Annotated in this window: 19 protein-coding genes; 5 read left to right on the top strand and 14 right to left on the bottom strand. The window is 70.1% G+C overall.

The annotated features are described in order from the left end of the window. Positions 1-54 precede the first annotated feature (54 nt). Together ACZ5WC_RS03245 and ACZ5WC_RS03240 are read left to right on the top strand one after the other, a co-directional pair. Entirely contained in the window at positions 55-1,326 is a 1,272-nt protein-coding gene (locus ACZ5WC_RS03245; RefSeq protein WP_468539220.1) for an aspartate aminotransferase type Ic, read from the top strand. 232 nt (positions 1,327-1,558) lie between these two features. After that, positions 1,559-1,993: a VOC family protein gene (locus ACZ5WC_RS03240; protein ID WP_468539219.1), complete on the top strand. Its 435-nt coding sequence runs from the start codon at positions 1,559-1,561 to the stop codon at positions 1,991-1,993. A 68-nt stretch (positions 1,994-2,061) separates the two neighbouring features. Here the strand turns inward: ACZ5WC_RS03240 and ACZ5WC_RS03235 are convergent, their stop codons facing one another. The 4 genes from ACZ5WC_RS03235 to ACZ5WC_RS03220 form a co-directional block, all read right to left on the bottom strand. Next, positions 2,062-2,832 carry a hypothetical protein gene (locus ACZ5WC_RS03235; RefSeq protein WP_468539218.1) on the bottom strand — a complete coding sequence of 257 codons (771 nt, stop codon included), beginning with the start codon at positions 2,830-2,832 and terminating at the stop codon, positions 2,062-2,064. Next, positions 2,816-4,045 carry a hypothetical protein gene (locus ACZ5WC_RS03230; protein WP_468539217.1) on the bottom strand — a complete coding sequence of 410 codons (1,230 nt, stop codon included), beginning with the start codon at positions 4,043-4,045 and terminating at the stop codon, positions 2,816-2,818. The genes ACZ5WC_RS03235 and ACZ5WC_RS03230 overlap by 17 nt, the downstream gene beginning before the upstream one ends. A gap of 71 nt (positions 4,046-4,116) precedes the next feature. After that, positions 4,117-4,386 (bottom strand): DUF397 domain-containing protein, encoded by a 270-nt coding sequence (locus ACZ5WC_RS03225; RefSeq protein WP_468539216.1) that lies wholly within the window; start codon positions 4,384-4,386, stop codon positions 4,117-4,119. Beyond that, positions 4,370-5,194: a helix-turn-helix domain-containing protein gene (locus ACZ5WC_RS03220; protein WP_468539215.1), complete on the bottom strand. Its 825-nt coding sequence runs from the start codon at positions 5,192-5,194 to the stop codon at positions 4,370-4,372. The genes ACZ5WC_RS03225 and ACZ5WC_RS03220 overlap by 17 nt, the downstream gene beginning before the upstream one ends. 83 nt (positions 5,195-5,277) lie before the next feature. Between ACZ5WC_RS03220 and ACZ5WC_RS03215 the strand changes: the two genes are divergently transcribed. After that, positions 5,278-5,739: an ATP-binding protein gene (locus ACZ5WC_RS03215; protein ID WP_468539214.1), complete on the top strand. Its 462-nt coding sequence runs from the start codon at positions 5,278-5,280 to the stop codon at positions 5,737-5,739. Between the two features lie 92 nt (positions 5,740-5,831). Here ACZ5WC_RS03215 and ACZ5WC_RS03210 read toward each other — a convergent pair whose 3' ends face one another. The 6 genes from ACZ5WC_RS03210 to ACZ5WC_RS03185 form a co-directional block, all read right to left on the bottom strand. Continuing rightward, entirely contained in the window at positions 5,832-7,274 is a 1,443-nt protein-coding gene (locus tag ACZ5WC_RS03210) for an FG-GAP-like repeat-containing protein (RefSeq protein WP_468539213.1), read from the bottom strand. Positions 7,275-7,548: 274 nt separating this feature from the next. Then, entirely contained in the window at positions 7,549-7,872 is a 324-nt protein-coding gene (locus ACZ5WC_RS03205) for a hypothetical protein (protein ID WP_468539415.1), read from the bottom strand. 318 nt (positions 7,873-8,190) lie between these two features. Continuing rightward, positions 8,191-8,475, bottom strand: a complete 285-nt coding sequence (locus ACZ5WC_RS03200) for a hypothetical protein (protein ID WP_468539212.1) — start codon at positions 8,473-8,475, stop codon at positions 8,191-8,193. Positions 8,476-8,658: 183 nt separating this feature from the next. Then, the gene (locus ACZ5WC_RS03195) at positions 8,659-9,393 is read right to left on the bottom strand and encodes an RHS repeat-associated core domain-containing protein (protein ID WP_468539211.1); all 735 of its coding nucleotides are present in this window, start codon (positions 9,391-9,393) and stop codon (positions 8,659-8,661) included. A 221-nt stretch (positions 9,394-9,614) separates the two neighbouring features. Continuing rightward, a complete protein-coding gene (locus ACZ5WC_RS03190; RefSeq protein ID WP_468539210.1) occupies positions 9,615-10,427 on the bottom strand; it encodes a serine hydrolase domain-containing protein in 813 nt (270 codons plus the stop codon). A gap of 17 nt (positions 10,428-10,444) precedes the next feature. Next, positions 10,445-10,936, bottom strand: a complete 492-nt coding sequence (locus ACZ5WC_RS03185; protein WP_468539209.1) for a GNAT family N-acetyltransferase — start codon at positions 10,934-10,936, stop codon at positions 10,445-10,447. An 86-nt stretch (positions 10,937-11,022) separates the two neighbouring features. Here ACZ5WC_RS03185 and ACZ5WC_RS03180 point away from each other — a divergent pair, with 86 nt between their 5' ends. Both ACZ5WC_RS03180 and ACZ5WC_RS03175 read left to right on the top strand, forming a co-directional pair. Beyond that, positions 11,023-11,541 carry a MerR family transcriptional regulator gene (locus ACZ5WC_RS03180; protein WP_468539208.1) on the top strand — a complete coding sequence of 173 codons (519 nt, stop codon included), beginning with the start codon at positions 11,023-11,025 and terminating at the stop codon, positions 11,539-11,541. Beyond that, complete coding sequence (locus ACZ5WC_RS03175; RefSeq protein ID WP_468539207.1) at positions 11,541-12,554, top strand: aldo/keto reductase; 1,014 nt, start codon at positions 11,541-11,543, stop codon at positions 12,552-12,554. Before ACZ5WC_RS03180 ends, ACZ5WC_RS03175 begins: the two co-directional genes overlap by 1 nt. 65 nt (positions 12,555-12,619) lie before the next feature. On the opposite strand, the gene ACZ5WC_RS03170 is transcribed toward ACZ5WC_RS03175, so the two are convergent. The 4 genes from ACZ5WC_RS03170 to ACZ5WC_RS03155 form a co-directional block, all read right to left on the bottom strand. Further along, on the bottom strand, positions 12,620-13,852 hold the full coding sequence (locus ACZ5WC_RS03170; RefSeq protein WP_468539206.1) for an acyltransferase family protein: 1,233 nt from the start codon (positions 13,850-13,852) through the stop codon (positions 12,620-12,622). Continuing rightward, positions 13,849-14,907, bottom strand: a complete 1,059-nt coding sequence (locus ACZ5WC_RS03165; RefSeq protein ID WP_468539205.1) for an alpha/beta hydrolase — start codon at positions 14,905-14,907, stop codon at positions 13,849-13,851. The genes ACZ5WC_RS03170 and ACZ5WC_RS03165 overlap by 4 nt, the downstream gene beginning before the upstream one ends. A 144-nt stretch (positions 14,908-15,051) precedes the next feature. After that, positions 15,052-15,741 carry a response regulator gene (locus ACZ5WC_RS03160; RefSeq protein WP_468539204.1) on the bottom strand — a complete coding sequence of 230 codons (690 nt, stop codon included), beginning with the start codon at positions 15,739-15,741 and terminating at the stop codon, positions 15,052-15,054. After that, positions 15,738-17,117: a sensor histidine kinase gene (locus ACZ5WC_RS03155; protein ID WP_468539203.1), complete on the bottom strand. Its 1,380-nt coding sequence runs from the start codon at positions 17,115-17,117 to the stop codon at positions 15,738-15,740. The genes ACZ5WC_RS03160 and ACZ5WC_RS03155 overlap by 4 nt, the downstream gene beginning before the upstream one ends. Positions 17,118-17,297: the final 180 nt, after the last annotated feature.

Genomic DNA, 17,297 nt, shown 5'->3' with positions numbered 1-17,297 from the left:
CGCTTTCCGTACGCCGCGTATTCGCCTGCGAAGGAGATCCCCATCAATCCCATCGTGCCCAGCCCCGACGCCCTGGCCGCCCACCGAGACCGCGCGCAGCAGGACTATGCCGAGCTGGTGAAGCGGGGTCTCTCCCTCGACCTCACGCGCGGGAAGCCGGCCGCGGACCAGCTCGACCTTTCCGGACCGCTGCTCTCCCTGCCGGGCGACACGTACACCGGCGCCGATTCCGTGGACACCCGCAACTACGGCGGTCTCCACGGCCTGCGCGAACTGCGGGAGATCTTCAGCGGCCCGCTCCAGGTCCCCGTCGAGCAGCTGGTGGCCGCGGGCAACTCCAGCCTGGAGCTGATGCACGACAGCCTGGTGCACGCGATGCTGAGCGTGATGCCGGGGGCCGCCTCCCGCTGGGTGGACGAGGAGCGCATCGCCTTCCTCTGTCCCGTACCCGGGTACGACCGGCACTTCGGCGTGTGCGAACGCCTCGGTATCGAGATGATCCCGGTCCCGATGACCGACCAGGGCCCGGACATGGACACCGTGGAGCGGCTCGTGGCCGAGGACGCCTCGGTCAAGGGCATCTGGTGCGTTCCGAAGTACAGCAACCCGGACGGGATCAGCTACAGCGACGAGGTCGTCGCCCGGCTCGCCGCCATGCCCACCGCCGCTGCGGACTTCAGGATCTTCTGGGACAACGCCTACGCGGTGCACCACCTCACCGACGAGCGCGTCGAGATCGCCGACCTGCTCGCCGCCTGCGCGAGCCAGGGCCACCCCGACCGGGCCTTCGTCTTCGGCTCCACCTCCAAGATCACCTTCGCCGGGAGCGGCGTCGGCTTCTTCGGCGCCTCGCCGGACAACGTCACCTGGCTGCTCGGCAACCTCGCCAAGCGCACCATCGGCCCGGACAAGGTCAACCAGCTGCGGCACGCGCTCTTCCTCAAGGACGAGGCGGGCGTACACGCCCACATGGACCTCCACCGCGCCAAGCTGCGCCCGAAGTTCGACGCCGTCCTGCGCCTCCTCGAAGCCGAACTGGGCGGCACCGGTCTCGCCACCTGGACCGAGCCCAAGGGCGGCTACTTCATCACCCTGAAGGTCCTCGACGGCTGTGCCCGCGAGGTGGTGCGCCGGGCCGCCGAGGCGGGCATCGTCCTCACGCCCGCGGGCGCCACCCACCCCCACGGCCAGGACCCGGACGACGCGGTGATCCGGATCGCGCCCAGCTACCCCACCCCCGAGGAGCTGGAAAAGGCCATCGCGGGCGTCACGGCCTGCGTGCGCCTCGTCGGCTACGAGAAGCTGCTGACGGAAACGGCGAGCTGACCACCGGTCAGGCTGCTGCTCCGCGGGGCAGCAGCCTGACCCGCAGGGCTCCCTGTAACCGGTCTTCGGCACGCAACTACGCGCCAGGGATACGTCGTTTGCCTGACCTGTTCGGTTTGATCACCTGGTGTCCGATCCGGACCAGGTTTCGGCGGGGGCGGGCCGGCATCTCGACGGCATGGGGCTTCACCTGGGGAAAGGGGCAGCGGAGCACTCTTGGTAGGGTGCGCCGATGCCAACGATCAAGCAGATTCAAGTGACTTTCGACTGCGCTGAACCTGCGCGCCTCGCCGCTTTCTGGTGTGAGGTGCTGGGGTACGTCCTACCGGCGGTCCCGGAGGGATTCGCCACGTGGGAGGAGTACCACCGCTCGCTGCCGCCCGAGGAGGAGGTGATCTACTTCGCGTGCACTGATCCCTCCGGTGTGGGTCCGCGCGTTCTCTTCCAGCGAGTTCCCGAAGGCAAGGTCGTCAAGAACCGGCTGCATCTCGATGTGCGGGCCGGTATCGGGCTCGTGGGTGAGGAGCGGCTCGCCACACTTGAGGCCGAGTGCGCACGACTGGTCGCGCTCGGCGCGGTACATGTGCGGACGATGCGTGCCGACGGCGAGAACGAGTCCTGCATTGTGATGCAGGACATTGAGGGCAACGAGTTCTGCCTCGACTGAGTCGCTTCCGGGTCTCTTCCGGGGCCGCGAGGCGGGCGCGAACAGACGGGCGAAACCGACGGGCGGGGTCAGACGGGCGGCATCAGGTCGCTCTCGCTGACGGTGTACGTCAGCAGGGGATAGCTGAAGTCGACTTCCGTGTTCTCGTGGCGCCGCAGTCGGTAGAACTCGTGCCTCTGCTCATCGTCGGCCGCCGTGAGGCGCGCACCCTGCGGGAGGTACGCATGGCCGTCGCGAAACCGGACGAAGGTCTTCGACGTGCGGAACGTGACGCCCAGCCACTGGTTGTCCGCCGTCTGAGCGGGCGCGTCCAGAACGATTCTGTGCTTGAGCCGCCGATTCGATTCGACAGAGAACGCGACGATTCCGTGGTGGGTGAGAGGGATCTCGAACGTCCCGCCATTCGCTTCCTTCGACTCGACGATCAGCTTCCTCGGCGGGCCTGCTTCGGGACGCCGGTAGCAGGAGAAGACGGCGATAAACGACTCGTCGGCCAGATCGAGGGCCTGGTCGGAGTGGCTCCCCATGGTTCTGTAGGCGTTCGTGTAGCTCTCGATGAGAGCGTTGTTGAAGCCGACGGGAAGTGCCGCACGTTCTTGGATCTGCTGCGCCAGCCGTTCATGCACGGCACGAAAACGCTGCGCCGGGTTGCTGTACCGAGTGGTGGTACGCACGAGAGGCACCCCGCCCGCTTCACCGATCCTGGTGAGCGTGGCACCCCTCCTGCCTTTCCCCACGTCTTCCAGGCGAGCCGATGCGGACAGCTCCGCGAAGAGGTTCTCCTGGTCCGGCAGATCGTACGAAAGGATCTCGTCCGAGATCTCAGGCGCGGGGGGCAAGATAGTCTCCCGAGTTCATGCTGAAGAGGAAATCATCGCCGTAGTCGATGAAGGACGACGTCTTGTTCTCCTCCGCGTACAGCCTGCGCAGCTCGTCCATGCCGTCGGGTGTGGGCGGCCCCAACTTCACCAGGCCCCCGGCCGCTTTGAGAAACGTGTCGCCGTTCTTGTGAACGGCTTCGGCGTTCGAGCAGCGCACCACATACCCCAGGCGGGTCGGGAGCAATGCGGCGTCCAGAGACGATGGCCGGATCTCGTGTGTGTACAGGCGGTTGGTGGACAGCGGCATGAAGAACACCGACCCGGGGTGGAGAGTCACGCTGAACCGGGAGGGAAGAGCGGGCCCGCTGCCTTCCCCGGCCGGTTCCTTGAGGCGGAAGTGGAGTCGGGTCAGCCCGCTGACGCCCTTTACGCCGTAGTCGAAGGCGTCGTCGGTCAGGGGCTGTAGCTTGTCGAGCCCCTCATAGAAGGTGCAGAAGGCCATGATGCCGTTGACGGGCATGTCCTTGGTCTTGTCCGCATGGGACGAGATCCTGGCCTTGGACTGCTTGCGCTCAGGCGTGGCAAGGGTGTTGTGGTAGATCTGGGCGAGAACGTGATTGAGCGGTGCCTGGTTCCGGAAGACGGCGGCGGCCTCACGGTTCAGAGCCTCGACGATGCGTGTGTCGGTCGGGCGGAAGGTCTCGGTCGGCCCCGAGAAGTTCGTCGAACACCGGAGCAGGCGGAAATGCAGTTCGTCACCGTCCCGCGTGACGGGCGTCAGATAGATTCCGCTGCGATGAGCTGTTCCCGGCTTGGTGGACTCCGTCAGGGACTGGAACGCATGCTCCGTACGAATCCGTCCGAAGTGATCGGCATCCAGCTCGAAGAAGCGACGGTAGTACACGCCCACGCCGTGTACGCGGAGAGGGACTTGGCCGAGGCCGACGAGGGCCCACGGTTCGGCGATGCCCTCGGGATCGACCTGTGACAGCTCCCGGATGACGTATACCCGGGCAGCCGAACGCAGTTGGCGTTCGCTGATCCCGGATATGTCGCCACACAGGTAGACGGTCTTGTGCGCGAGGTCGGGCGAACCGGAAGCCAGATCCTGCGGCGTGACTATGGACCCGAAGAAGTCCCTGATCGTGTCTTTGACTTGCAGCATCGAAGGCGCGACCAGGACGTTGCCCGCATCCTCGACGCGGGCTTCTTCCGGCTCTGTCATGTGCATCGGACGGTGTCCTGCCCTTCGCAGGTCCTGGGCTCGGAACGCCCTCTCCACGGTCACCCCGACGTTAAGCGTCAGCGCAGCCCCTCCACGAACGCCTGCCAGGCCGAGGCCCCGAGGACGATGGCGGGACCGGTCGGGTTCTTGCTGTCGCGGACGGGGACGGACCCGCAGGGGGAGGCGGCGGCGACCTCGACGCACTCGCCGCCGGTGTTCCCGCTGTACGAGGACTTCTTCCAGGCCGCCCCGTCGATGACGGTGCACTCGACGCACTCGCCGCCGGTGGTTCCGCTGTAGCTGGACTTGCGCCATTCCGCGTTCGTCAGGTCAGGGCCGGTCTCCATAACGCTCCTCCATCACGCGGCTGATCCGCGCCACCGATTCCTCGACGGAGAGTGCGGTGGCCTGGAGGTGAGCGTATCGGAGCGAAGCCTCCCTGACCGTTTCGGGGTTGGCCGTCATATGGCCGGAGATGACGTCTTCGGTGTACACAACTTCTGGGTCGCTATCGAAGCGCATGCCGGTGAACGAGCCCGCCAGGCTCGCGTGTTCGCCGGCCTCGAAGGGCAGCACCTGAATCCGCATCCAGCGGTGCGCCGAGCAGTCCAACAGCTTCTGGAGTTGGGCCCGCATCACCTCATGGCCGCCGATCGGCCGGTAGAGCACCGACTCGTCCAGGACCGCCCAGGCCAGCGGCGGCTTCTCCCGCTCCAGGATGCGCTGGCGCTCCACGCGGGCCGCGACGAGCGCCTCCAGGTCGTTCGGCATGCCGGTGGCCAGCACCGCCCGCGCGTACTCCTCCGTCTGCAACAGCCCGTACACCACCTGCGCCTGGTACGTGGAGATGTACGCGGCCTTGGCCTCCATGTCCGCGTACGGCTGGAACCACGTCGGCAGCTGGCTACGCAGCACCAGGCCCACCAGGCGGGAGAACACTCCGTCCGTTCCCAGCGCCGCGTCCACGCGCTCCGAGAAGTCGCGGGTGGGGATCTTCTTCGTCGTCTCGATCTGGCCGATCAGCGAACCGGTGCAGAAGATGATGGTGCCCAACTGCGGCTGTGTCAGGCCCTGGGCCTCACGCTGGCGGCGCAACTCCCCGCCGTAGTAAGCGAGTGGGGAGGCGTCGGGATCGAGGGTCTGGATGTTGGCCACGGACGGACCTCCGGTGTGCAACGCCTCGCGGCGTTCGTTTCCGTACGTAGCCGAGCGTAGCCACCGCATCGCAGCCTGGTGACATGAATCACGTAATCATCCCCCGGAGGGACCCCGGGGAGCCCGTCTACCGCGCCGACTTCGCCCTGGGCGAGCACTCCGCCCGGCATCTGCGCCGCGTCCTGCGGCTCTACCTCGTCGCCTGGGAGCTGCCGTATCTGGCCGACGCGGCGGAGCTGGCGCTCACCGAGCTGGTCTCCAACGTCGTGCGGCATGTGCCCGACCGGCGCGGCCAGACCTTCATCTACCGGCTGCCGCGCCACGAAGGCGTACGCGTGGAGGTGGTGGACAGCAGTCCGGTCGTGCCCCTCGCCGTCACGGGCGACCCGCTGGACGACGGGGGGCGGGGGCTGATCCTGGTCAACGCCGTGACCGACGACTGGGGTATCGAGAAGCGCTGGGACGGCAGCGGGAAGACCGTCTGGTTCGAGTGCCTGACGCCGCCGGAGGAGGGCGGCAGCCGGTTCCGGACCGTGGGGCCGTGAGGCCGGAACAGGTTGCCGCGAAAGCCCCGCCCCCGCCCGCCCCGCGTCGGGCGTAGCGACGCGGGGCGGGGTGCGGAGTGCGGGGCCAGTGGTCAGCTGATGGACTTGATGCCGTGCCAGCCGCCGCTGCCGACCTGCGTGCTCGGGCCGTCGACCGGGCCGTTGGCCGAGGTGGCGCCCTTGTAGAACTTCAGGGTGCGGTCGCCCGCCGTGGCCCACATGTCGGCGACGCCGTCGCCGTTGGCGTCCGAAGCCCCGGCGATCAGGGGGCGGTTGGTGACGGTGTACGCCTTCCCGTACTGGGTACGGCCGCTGAACGTGCCGTCGGTCCGGCCGCGGTAGAGCCACAGGACGCCGTCGCGGGTGTCCCGGGCGAGCAGGTCCACCAGTCCGTCCCGGTCGGCGTCGCCCGGTGCGGTCACGCTCATGACGTCCCAGCCGCTGGTGCCGATGAGCACGGGCGCTGCGACGGACGGTGTGGGGGCGGACTTGCCCTTGTACAGGTACAGCTTGTTGCTGTGCTGGACGACGAGGTCGGGGTGACCGTCCCGGTTGACGTCCCCGGCACCCACGACCTGGGCGTCGGTGGGCAGGCCGGTGCCGATCCTGATCGGGGAACCGAGCGTGCCGTCACCGCGGTTGGGGTAGACGCGCAGTTCGCTGCCGACGCGGGCGACGACGTCCTCCATGGCGTCCCCGGTCCAGTCGCCGCGGTGCGTCACGGACGCCCCTGTCCAGCCGCCGGTACCGATGAGGGTGTGGTTGTCGATCGCGCCCGTGCCCCGGCCGGCGTACAGGCGCAGCTTGCCGGTGTCGTCGACCGCGACGAGGTCGGGCTTGTTGTCGCCGGTCATGTCGCCCGGGGCGGCGAACGCGGTGCCGGTGATCCACGACCGTACGTCGTCCACGCGGGTCGCGACGGCGCCCGTACGGGTCTCCGTGTCCGGCATGCCGAAGCAGCCGCCCATCCAGGACCTGCTGGCGACGGCGAGCAGCTCCTGCTTCCCGTCGGTCTCGCGCAGGATCGGGCCGCCGGAGTCCCCGTGGCAGATGACGGCGTCGCCGACGGCCGTCAGGGAGACGTTCGCCGAGGTGTCGCCGTTCGCGGTGAACGAGCCGGTGTGCAGCCGGTCGGGCACCCAGGTCGTCTTCGTCCGGCCGAATCCGGCTGCCTTCACGGTCTCGTCGGCCGCCGTGGGGGTGGCCGCCAGGGCCACCGGCTTCACGGTGGCGACGCCGACGTTCAGCTTCACCATGACCAGGTCCCGGTCCGGGTGCGGGACCAGCTCGATCGCGGTACGGACGGCCCCGCCCGTGGTCTGGGACAGATCGGTGCGGCCGACCGTGACGGTGGTCGTGGTCTTGGGCTTGCCGGGCTGGGCGACGCCCGTCGCGTCCGCGAAGCAGCTCGCGGCCGAGAGGACCCACCGCGGGTCCACGAGCGTTCCGGTGCAGGAGCGGTCGGACTCACCGATGACGATCCTCGCGGTGTGGCCGAAGGAGGCGGCGTCGGCCGGGGCCCCCTGCAAGGCCATGGCGGGCGAGGTGACAAGGCCTCCCGCCATGGTCGCGGCGACGGCGACGCCGCCTGTCCAGAATCTACGACTGCGCCAATGTGACACGACGTTTTCCCCCACTGGTATGCGTCGGTAATGAGCCGTACGGAGAGCGCGAGCTTTCCGCCTTCCGAACCCCGCCCCGAGAGGCGAACGTTCACAAGCGTGGGGATTCAAGCACGACTTGATCACAAACGCATCGGTAAGAACGGGCACACCGCGCAAACCGCGCGACGGCTTGCTGTGGTTCATGTCACTGCAACCATGGCGCCTTGACCAGAATCCACCCCGACCAAGCGGAGCGGCGGGCCCGCCAGAGATCGCGGAGCAGGGCGATCTCGGCCATGTGGTGGATGAGTTCCAGATTGGCGTTGGCCAGCACACCGATATACGGGTCGTCGGGGTCGGAGCCCGCCATGATCAGCACGCCGATCGTGACGAGCCGATGCCGGGCCACGTCCTGGTGGACCTTCCCCTGCACCCGCGAGGTAACCGCCCGCAGCACGACGGAGGCGGTGTACGCCACGCCGACCGTCACGGCGGCGACCTGCCGTACGGTGATCAGCGTCAGCGCCACGAGTGCGCCACGAGAGGCCTGGTTAAAACCTTCACTGCAATCCCGTTCGAATCTCAACCACCAATCCGATGGTAGATATGAATGCCATTACCCAGCCGGGGAAGCGAAGTGACCTCGGTGACACCCGATCCACGGGGCCAGGAAGAACAACCAGCAGGAATTCGTGCACCCGATCTGCCGAATGTGCGATATTGGCCCCTATGAGAACGCCTATCGGAAGCATGACTCCGAAAAGCACAAGGCTTGCAACGCTCATCTCGGTCGGGCCGCGGCCGGCCAGTTCGAAAATCTCTGCATAGTTCATCGTGCGCTCACTTGTCAGTCGAATGGGTTGAGCGAGTTCGCAATGTCGCCTATTCGGCCAACCTGGGTGCCGTGGGAGGTTGTGATTCCTGCCTCGCCGCCGATGCCGGCGAGCAAGTCGACGCTGGTTGTTCCTACGGGTTCGCCGTGACTGTTTCGTGCACCAATGGCACGTTCGTGACCAATTGTTGCACCAATGCCGTACGCGCCGCTCACAGTACCGCCCCAACCGTCCCCTCGGAGCTGCTCGAAGTCCGTAGCGTCGCTGCTGATGAACGGCAGTCCAGCATTGACGCCCACGGAGGGGGTCTCGCTCCCCTTGCTCAGGCTGAACCCATAGTCGCTTTTCCCGTCGGGACGTCTAGTGCTGACGAAGCAGACTGAAGCGGTCCCGCCGAATCCGACTCCAGCGGATACGCCCAGGCACATTCCGGTGATGTCGCCACTGAAGCTGTGCGCCAGCGTCTTGCCCTTGTCGGCGAATCAGCCGCCGACTCGCTCGATGAAATTTCCTTCGGATGGCGGGTTCCGCAACGCTTCGAGTTCCGCTTCCCGCTTGCTCAGGTACTGTCGGTGCTTCAGTTCCTTTTCCTGGCGCAGCTTTTCGGCCCGTCGGCACTCGGCGCCAGAGTAACGAGTGGTCCCCTTGCCCTTGGCGTAGGTGTACTTGCGGCCAGTGACCTGCTGTGCGTAGTAGTTCTTGGATATCGTGCCACCCCTGGCGCGGGTCTCCTTCTTGTAGTTCTTGCCGAAGCTGACCTTCTTGACGTCTCCGGTGCTCTTCCCGTACGTGCAGCTGTACTGGCCGCTGACGCATTCCTCGTATGCTTCTCCGGTCGGGTCGGAGAAGGTGACGGGGTTGTTGTTGCCGTAGACATACGGGGTCAGCTGTGTCGGGTCGTCCGGGAGCAGAAGCGGGTCCACCGACAGGAAGCGGCCCAGGGACGGGTCGTATTCGCGGGCGCCGAGGTGGGTGTATCCCGTGGGGTCGGTGGTGCCGCCGACGAAGCCCCGGTCGCCGGGCCAGGAGGTGGGGCCGGTGGTGGAGCGTTGGCCGCCGAAAAGGAACGAGAACCCGCTGCTGGTGCGGACCGCGACAGTTTCGCCGCCGTGTGTGTAGTAGCGGGTGGCGGTCTTCGTGCCGGTCGAGGTGACGTTCAGCTCGTTGCCGCCGGGCAGGTACGCGGTCGTGGAGCCGTCCGCGTTCTTCGCGAGCATGCGGTTGTCCGCCGCGCCACGAAGGCGTACGCGTCGAAGTCGCCGACAGCAGCCCGGCCCTGCCCCTAGCCACCACGGGCGACCCGCTGGACGACGGGGGTCGGGGGCTCGTCCTGGTCATCGCCGTCACCGACGACTGGGGCATCGTCAAGCGGTGGGACGGCAGCGGGAAGACCGTCGGTTTGAGTGCCTGACACCGCCGGCGATGCGCGGCAGCCGGTTCAGGACAGTTCGGCCAGAACCGCGTCCGTGAACGGCGTCCAGGCCTCCGCTGCCCACGGCCCGAACGCGCGGTCCGTCAGCGCGACGCAGGCGGCCCCCGCCACCGGGTCGATCCACAGGAACGTGCCCGACTGGCCGAAGTGGCCGAAGGTCGCCGGGGAGGACGTGTTGCCCGTCCAGTGGGGGGACTTGGAGTCCCGGATCTCGAAGCCGAGGCCCCAGTCGTTCGGGTTCTGGTGGCCGTAGCCAGGCAGGACGCCCTTGAGGCCCGGGTGGACGACGCTCTGGGCCGCCAGGACCGTACGCGGGTCCAGGAGGCGGGGCGCCTGCACCTCGGCGGCGAAGCGGACCAGGTCGTCGACGGTGGAGACGCCGTCGCGGGCGGGCGAGCCGTTCAGCGCGGTCGACGCCATGGCCAGCGGCTCCAGGACCGCCTGGCGCAGGTACTCGGCGAACGGGATGCCGGACGCCTTGGCGATGTGGTCGCCCAGCACCTCGAAGCCCGCGTTGGAGTAGAGGCGGCGCTCGCCGGGAGGGGCCGTCACCCGGTGCTCGTCGAAGGCCAGCCCGCTGGTGTGCGCGAGCAGGTGGCGCACCGTGGAGCCCTCGGGGCCGGCCGGCTCGTCCAGCTCGATCGCCCCTTCCTCGTACGCCACCAGCGCCGCGTAGGCCGCGAGAGGCTTGGTGACCGAGGCGAGGGGGAAGGGGTGGGCGGTCGGTCCGTGCGTACCGAGAACGGTGCCGTCCGCCCGTACGACGGCGGCAGCCGCAGTCGGGACCGGCCAGGTGTCGATGATCCGCAGGCTCTCCATGGACCCGAGCCTAACGTTCACAGGCGGAGCCTCATCGCCGGGTCCGGAGTGCGGGCGAAGCCGAGCGAGGCGTACAGCGGCTCGGCCTCGACCGATGCGCGCAGGTCGACCTGCGGCACCCCGCGCTCGCGGAACCAGCCGAGCAGCGCCTCCGTACAGGCGCGGGCATGGCCCCGGCGGCGCTGGTCGGGGTCGGTGGCCACGCTGAAGACGTAACCGGTGGTGCCGCCGGGGTTGCCGGGGCCGCCGAGCCGGTACTCGATCGTGCCGACGGCGCAGGCCGCCAGGCCCGTACCCGCCGGGCTGTCCACGACGAACGCGGTGAGGTCGCCGACGGGGTCGTCCAGCTTGCCGCGCAGCGTCTCCACGGCGACCGGCCGCCAGGTGGTGTCCGGGTTCACGCCGGGGCGGCTCGGGAGTGAATCGAGCATGACCGCGCGGAGGCGGACCAGCTCCTCGGCGTCCTCGGCGGTGGCGCGGCGTGCGGGGTTCGGGCGTGTGGTGCTCATGAGCGGGGAGATTAGTCGCCCCGCCCGGGAAACTCCTCCCGTTTCCGCTTGCTTCGAGTGCGCTCCAGGGATTTAGCGTGGAGGCCATGACGGTGATCGGCGGAACTCCCGTAAGCAATCCCGCGACCAGCACACAGCCACAGCCACAGCCTCAGCCGGAGTCCTCCGCAGGGGGCAACGCCTGTGCGGCCCCTCCCAAGGCCCACCCCCGCCCCTCGGGGCAGGACAGCTACACGATCAGCGAGGTCGCCGCCTTCACCGGGCTCACCGCGCACACCCTGCGCTGGTACGAACGCATCGGGCTGATGCCGCACGTCGACCGTTCGCACACCGGGCAGCGCCGGTTCAGCAACCGCGACCTCGACTGGCTGGCCCTCGTCGGCAAGCTGCGGCTGACCGGGATGCCCGTCGCCGACATGGTGCGCTACGCGGAGCTGGTGCGCGCAGGTGAGTCCACCTTCGAGGAGCGGCAGGAGCTGCTGGAGGCCACCCGCCGCGATGTGATCGCGCGGATCGCGGAGCTCCACGACACCCTCGCCGTTCTCGACTACAAGATCGATTTCTACGGTGGCGTCCGCCGGGCGCCGGAAAGGCACACCGCCTGATGACTGTTGACAGAATCCCCACGGTGGAGCTGGGCACCGGCGGACCGAGGGTCGGCGTCCAGGGCCTCGGCTGCATGGGTATCAGCGAGTTCTACGGCGACACGGACGAGCTGTCCGCCCGGGACACCCTGGATGCCGCGCTGGAAGCGGGCGTCACGCTCCTCGACACCGCCGACGCCTACGGGCGCGGCGCCAACGAGGAGTTCCTCGCCCCGTTCGTCGGGGCCCACCGGGACGAGATCACCCTCGCCACCAAGTTCGCCATCGAGCGGACGGACGACCCGCACTACCGGGGCGTACGCAACGACCCCGCGTACATCCGCACCGCCGTCGAGGCGAGCCTGCGCAGGCTGAGGACCGACGTGATCGACCTCTACTACATGCACCGCCGCGACCCCGCCGTCCCGCTCGCCGAATCGGTCGGCGCGCTGGCGGAACTGGTCCAGCAGGGCAAGGTCAAGCAGCTGGGGCTGAGCGAGGTCACCGGAGCCGAGCTGCGCGAGGCGCACGCCGTGCACCCCATCGCCGCCCTCCAGTCGGAGTGGTCCCTCTTCAGCCGCGACGTGGAGAGGAGCGCCGTCGGCGCGGCCGCCGAACTGGGCGTGACCCTCGTGCCGTACTCGCCGCTCGGCCGGGGCTTCCTCACCGGCTCCTTCACCGACGCGGGCAAGGACCTGCCCGAGGGCGACTTCCGCAAGCACCAGCCCCGCTTCAGCGGTGACAACGCCCTTACGAACGCGGCCCTGTTGGAGCCCGTCCACAAGATCGCCGCCGCGCACGGGGTGACCGCCGCGCAGGTGGCCCTGGCCTGGGTGCAGCAACGGGCGCAGGTGCACGGGCTGACCGTGGTGCCGATCCCCGGCACCCGCAGGCGCGGCCGCCTGCTGGAGAACGTGGCGGCGACCCGGCTGACCCTGACGGCCGACGAACTGGCCCTGCTGGAGCCGATAGCCGGGCAGGTGGCGGGGGACCGGTACCCGGACATGAGCAGTACGTCGGTGGCGCGGGAGTAGCCGGGAGGCGTTTCGGGGCGATCGCGTGGTTCCTGCGGTCCATGACGACCCCGCGGCATCGCCCCTCACGCCAGCCCCAGCGCGAACACCGCGAACCCCGCCGCGAGCAGCCCCGCCAGCGCGCGGCGGGCGTTCGCCGCGCGGGTGCCCGCCTTCCACGGGGCGTCGAAGCGGCGCGCGTACCGGGCGATCAGCACCAGCAGCCCAGCGAACAGCGGCAGCCAGGCGATCCGGGCCAGAATCCAGCCGACCGTGTCCGGCCCGGTCGTCAGCCCCGCCACCGCCGCCGTACCGCCCCCCAGCAGCGAGGCCGGTACGGCGGCCGCCAGCATCGCGCTCTGGTGCCAGCACAGGATCGTCATCGCCGACAGGTTGATCACCACGACCGGAGCCCACAGCAGCGGCCTGCGCAGCGACCGCCCGATCCGGTCGCGCAGCAGGATCGCCGCCCCGCTCTGCGCCGCCGCCAGCGCCACCACCAGCAGCGACGGCGGATGCGAGTTGGTCCGCGCCTCGCCCGGCACGCCGACCATCGACGGCGGGTAGTGGAAGGCCAGCAGCAGTACGGCGAAGAGGGCCCCGCCTCCGACGAGCAGCAGCCGCGCACCCCGCTTCCCGATCCGCCCCTCGCCCCACGAGACGCCGAGCTGATACGCGAAGAGCCAGCCGGGCAGGACGTTCAGCACGCTCAGCCAGGACGGCACCGCCTCCGCGAAGGGCCCGTAGCGCAGGAAGTCCACCACCGCGACCGAGACCACCAGCGGCAGCGCCGCCCATCCGCCGAGCCGTCGCGCCAGCCGTACGCAGAGCGGGGTCAGGGCCGTGACCACGGTGTACACCCCGACGAACCAGAGCGGCTGGATCACCAGCGTCGACCCCGTACGCAGGGTGTCTCCGGGCACGCCCAGCGCCGACAGCGCCGCGAGCAGCACTGCCCACACGGCCGCCACCCCCAGCACCGGCCTGCCGAGCCGGACCAGCCGGCCGCGCAGCCAGGCGGCCGTGGTCGACGTCCGGCGTCGGTAGGAGAGGACCGAGGCGTACCCGCCGACCAGGAAGAAGATCCCCAGCATCTGGAGCACCCAGCTGAGCGGGGCGAGGGCGCCGAACACCGAGAGCGGGCTCGCGTTGTGCAGGCCATCCGCGTCGAGCCGGAAGCCGCCCAGCATCCAGTGCCCGAGCGGTACGGCGAGCAGCGCCAGGGCCCGCAGGCCGTCGACGGCCCGGTCCCGGTGGGCGGGGGTGGCGGTGTCGATACGGGCGGCGAGCCGGTGCGTCTTCGTGAGCATCGCGTTCATCGGGCCGCACCTTCCGCGGCCGTCCCCCGTGCGATCGCCGCGAAGGCGCGCAGTGAGTCCGTGCCGGGTTCGAAGTAGCCGCTGTGGCCCCGGGCGTCGTCGGCCGGAATCCGGCGGGCCCCGAACGCCGGGTCCGTCGGGTCGGTGCCGTGGCCCAACCCCGCGAACCGCACGCTCGGCACGTCGTCGATCCAGTCGGTCGGGTCCTTCGCCGCCCACACCCGGGCCTTCGTCCGCAGCGCGTCCACGTGGTCCGCCCGCATGCCGGGGGAGCCGAGGACCACCATGTCGGTGGCGGGGAGACGGGGTGCGGCGAGGCCGCAGACGACGGAGCCGTAGCTGTGGCAGAAGACGGCGGGCTCGGGCAGCCCGTCGGCGGTCAGCCCCTCCGCGAACCGGGTCAGCCGCCCGGCGCCCGCCTCGGCGAGCCGCCCGGTCGCGGCGTCGATACCGAAGCCGACGGGGGTGGTGTACCCGGCCCAGGCGATGACGGCGGTCCGGGCGCCGGCCGCCCTCTGCAAGGTCCTGGCCATACCGGGCGGGGCCCCGTGGGCGGCGGCCTTCCGGTCGAAGGTCCCGGCGTCGTTGTCGGAGCCCGGCACCACCACGGAGACCCGGTGCGCCGAGCGCAGGTCCCCGAAGACCTCGGCGACCTGGCCGCGCCCGCGCGGATCGAACGCCAGGATCTGCCGGCCGGGGGCGGCGAGCGAGCGGTAGCGGGGGTCGTCGTCCGCGGAGAGGACGAGGGCGTTGGCGCGGTAACGCAGCTCAAGCGGCGCACCGTCGAGGTTGCCCACGACGGACGGGTGGCGCAGGAGCAGGAGTTGCTGCTCCCTGTCGCTCAACCCGGCGAAGAAGGCCGCCACTTCGGCGGGCGTGGACCGCTCGGGGTCGGGCAGCTCCACCCCCGGCGCCCGGTCCGACCGCCACTGCGCACTGCCCGGGGGCGGCCCGGTCAGCGCCTGCTGCGCGTCCCCCGAAACCCATCCCGCGGTACCCGTCACCGCGCTGGTAGCCAGTGCGAGCGCGACCAGGGTCCTCGCGTATCGGCGCATCGTGCCTGCCCTCCTTGTCCCCTCCGCACCGGTCGGTGCGGAGGGGAGGAAGGTAGGAAGACGACGGGTGACGCGGCGTCACACCGGGGAGCCAACCGCCCAGTGATACCGGGGTAGGGGGTGGGTCAGACCCTTGCCCAGGGGCTACGCCCCCGCGTCCCCCGGCGTCACCAGCCCCGACTCGTACGCGAAGATCACCGCCTGCGCCCGGTCCCGCAGGTCCAGCTTGGCCAGCACCCGGCCGATGTGCGTCTTCACGGTCTGCTCGGCCAGCACCAGCCGCCCCGCGATCTCCTGGTTCGACAGGCCCCGGGCGATCAGCTCCAGCACCTCCGTCTCACGCGGGGTGAGCCCGTTCAGCCGCAGCGCCTGGCCGCCCCGCGTCGCCCCCGTCGGCCGCTGCGCCGCGAAGTCCGCGATCAGCCGCCGGGTCACCGAGGGCGCCAGCAGCGCGTCCCCGGCCGCCACCACCCGTACCGCCGCGATCAGATCGGCGGGCGGGGCGTCCTTCAGCAGGAACCCGGATGCCCCGGCGCGCAGCGCCTCGTAGACGTAGTCGTCCACGTCGAACGTCGTGAGCATCAGGACCTTGGGCCGGTGCACGACCCCCACCGGCGGGTTCAACAGCTCGCGGGCGGCGGCCAGTCCGTCCATCTCCGGCATCCGGACGTCCATCAGGACGACGTCGGGATGCCGGTGGCGGCTGACGTCGACGCCCTGGCGGCCGTCCGCCGCCTCACCCACCACGTCGATGTCGCTCTGCGCCGACAGCAGCGCCGCGAACCCGGCCCGCACCATGGCCTGGTCGTCGACGATGATCACGCGGATGGTCACGGGTCCTCCGGAGTCGGGTGGGCGGCCGGCGCGTCGGCCGGCGGCAGCGGCATCCGGGCGGCCACCCGGAACCCGCCGTCGGGCAGCGGCCCGGTGTCCAGCGTGCCGCCGGTCAACCGTACGCGCTCCCGCATCCCGACCAGCCCGTGCCCGGTCCCCGCCGTCTCCAGCGGCGAACCCGGCTTCGCGGCGGGCCCGTTGACCACCAGCACGTTCAGATGGCTCATCGACGCCCGGACCGATACCTGCGTACGGGCCCCGGGCGCGTGCCGCACCACATTGGCCAGCGCCTCCTGCACGATCCGGTACGCCGACAGATCCACCGCCGGCGGTACCTCGCCCAGGTCCGCGGCGAGCGACAGTTCCACGGGCAGCCCGGCCCGTACCGTCGCCTCCACCAGCTGCTGGAGCCGGTCCAGGCCGGGCTGCGGGGCCCGGTCGCCCTCGGTGCCGTCGCTGCGCAGCACCGACAGCAGCCGCCGCATCTCGCCCAGTGACTCCCGCGCCGCCGCCGCGATCGCCGTGAACTCCTCCTCGGCGGCCTTCGGCAGCCCGCTGATCCGGTACGGCGCGGAGTCGGCCTGCACCGTGATCACCGACATGTGGTGCGCGACCACGTCGTGCAGCTCCCGGGCGATCCGTGTCCGCTCCTCCAGCAGCGTGCGCTGGGCCCGTTCCGTCTCGCTGATGGTCTCCTGCTCGGCCAGCCGCCGGGTCGCCTCGCCGCGCTCCCGTACCGCCCCGCCGATCACCAGGACCACCGCACCGAGGACAGGCAGCAGCAGGGCGCTGCCCGTATTGCGGTCCGCCGGTGCGATCAGGTGCAGCACCAGCCCGGCCGCGCCCGTCGCCACCCACACGGCGACCACCGTCCGCCGGGTCTCGCGCAGACCGAGGGCCAGCAGCAGGAAGAGGTACGCGACCAGCACCGGGGGAATCCACGGCCAGACGTCGTGCCGATCGTCGGGGTACGCCAGCAGCACCAGCGCGCCCACGATGTCGGCCGGGAAGATGATCCACCACGCCTGGAGGGGCCGATGGGCCAGCATCAGCAGGGGGGCCGTCTGGGCCACCCCGAGCGCCCCGGCCAACGCGCCCGGCACGCCGTACTGCGTGGCCAGGACGGTGATGGTGACCGGGATGAAGGTCGCGGCCAGGGCGAGGACCACCGCGTACGGCAGCAACCGCTGCCACCGCTTGGGGGCATCTGCCAGCAGCGGCGTGGACGGATGGGACGCGTGGGACAGCCCGTGGGCGAGGTCACGCAGATTGCGGCGGGCGGCGCTCAGCAGGCCGTCGGCGGGCGGCGGGCCAGGGGGGCCGGCGGGTGAGGGTGAGGGGGAAGGGGAAGGGGAGGGGGAAGGGGAAGTCGACATGGCCCGGTCAGCCTAGGCAGCCGACGGCCGTCCGTGCGTCATACCGGGGTTCCGACCCACCCACGGGCCGCCTCATACTCCGGTACTGGGTGGGTCCTGCGCGGAGTGGGTCCGGTGCCGATTGGCCCGGTACGGAGTGGGTCCTGTGCTGAGTGGGTCCTGTGCGAGTGGGCGGGGCCC

The sequence above is a fragment of the Streptomyces sp. NPDC033165 genome (assembly GCF_055577965.1).
The sequence above is the reverse complement of the archived record's forward strand: the minus strand, read 5'-3'. Positions and strand labels throughout refer to the sequence as shown.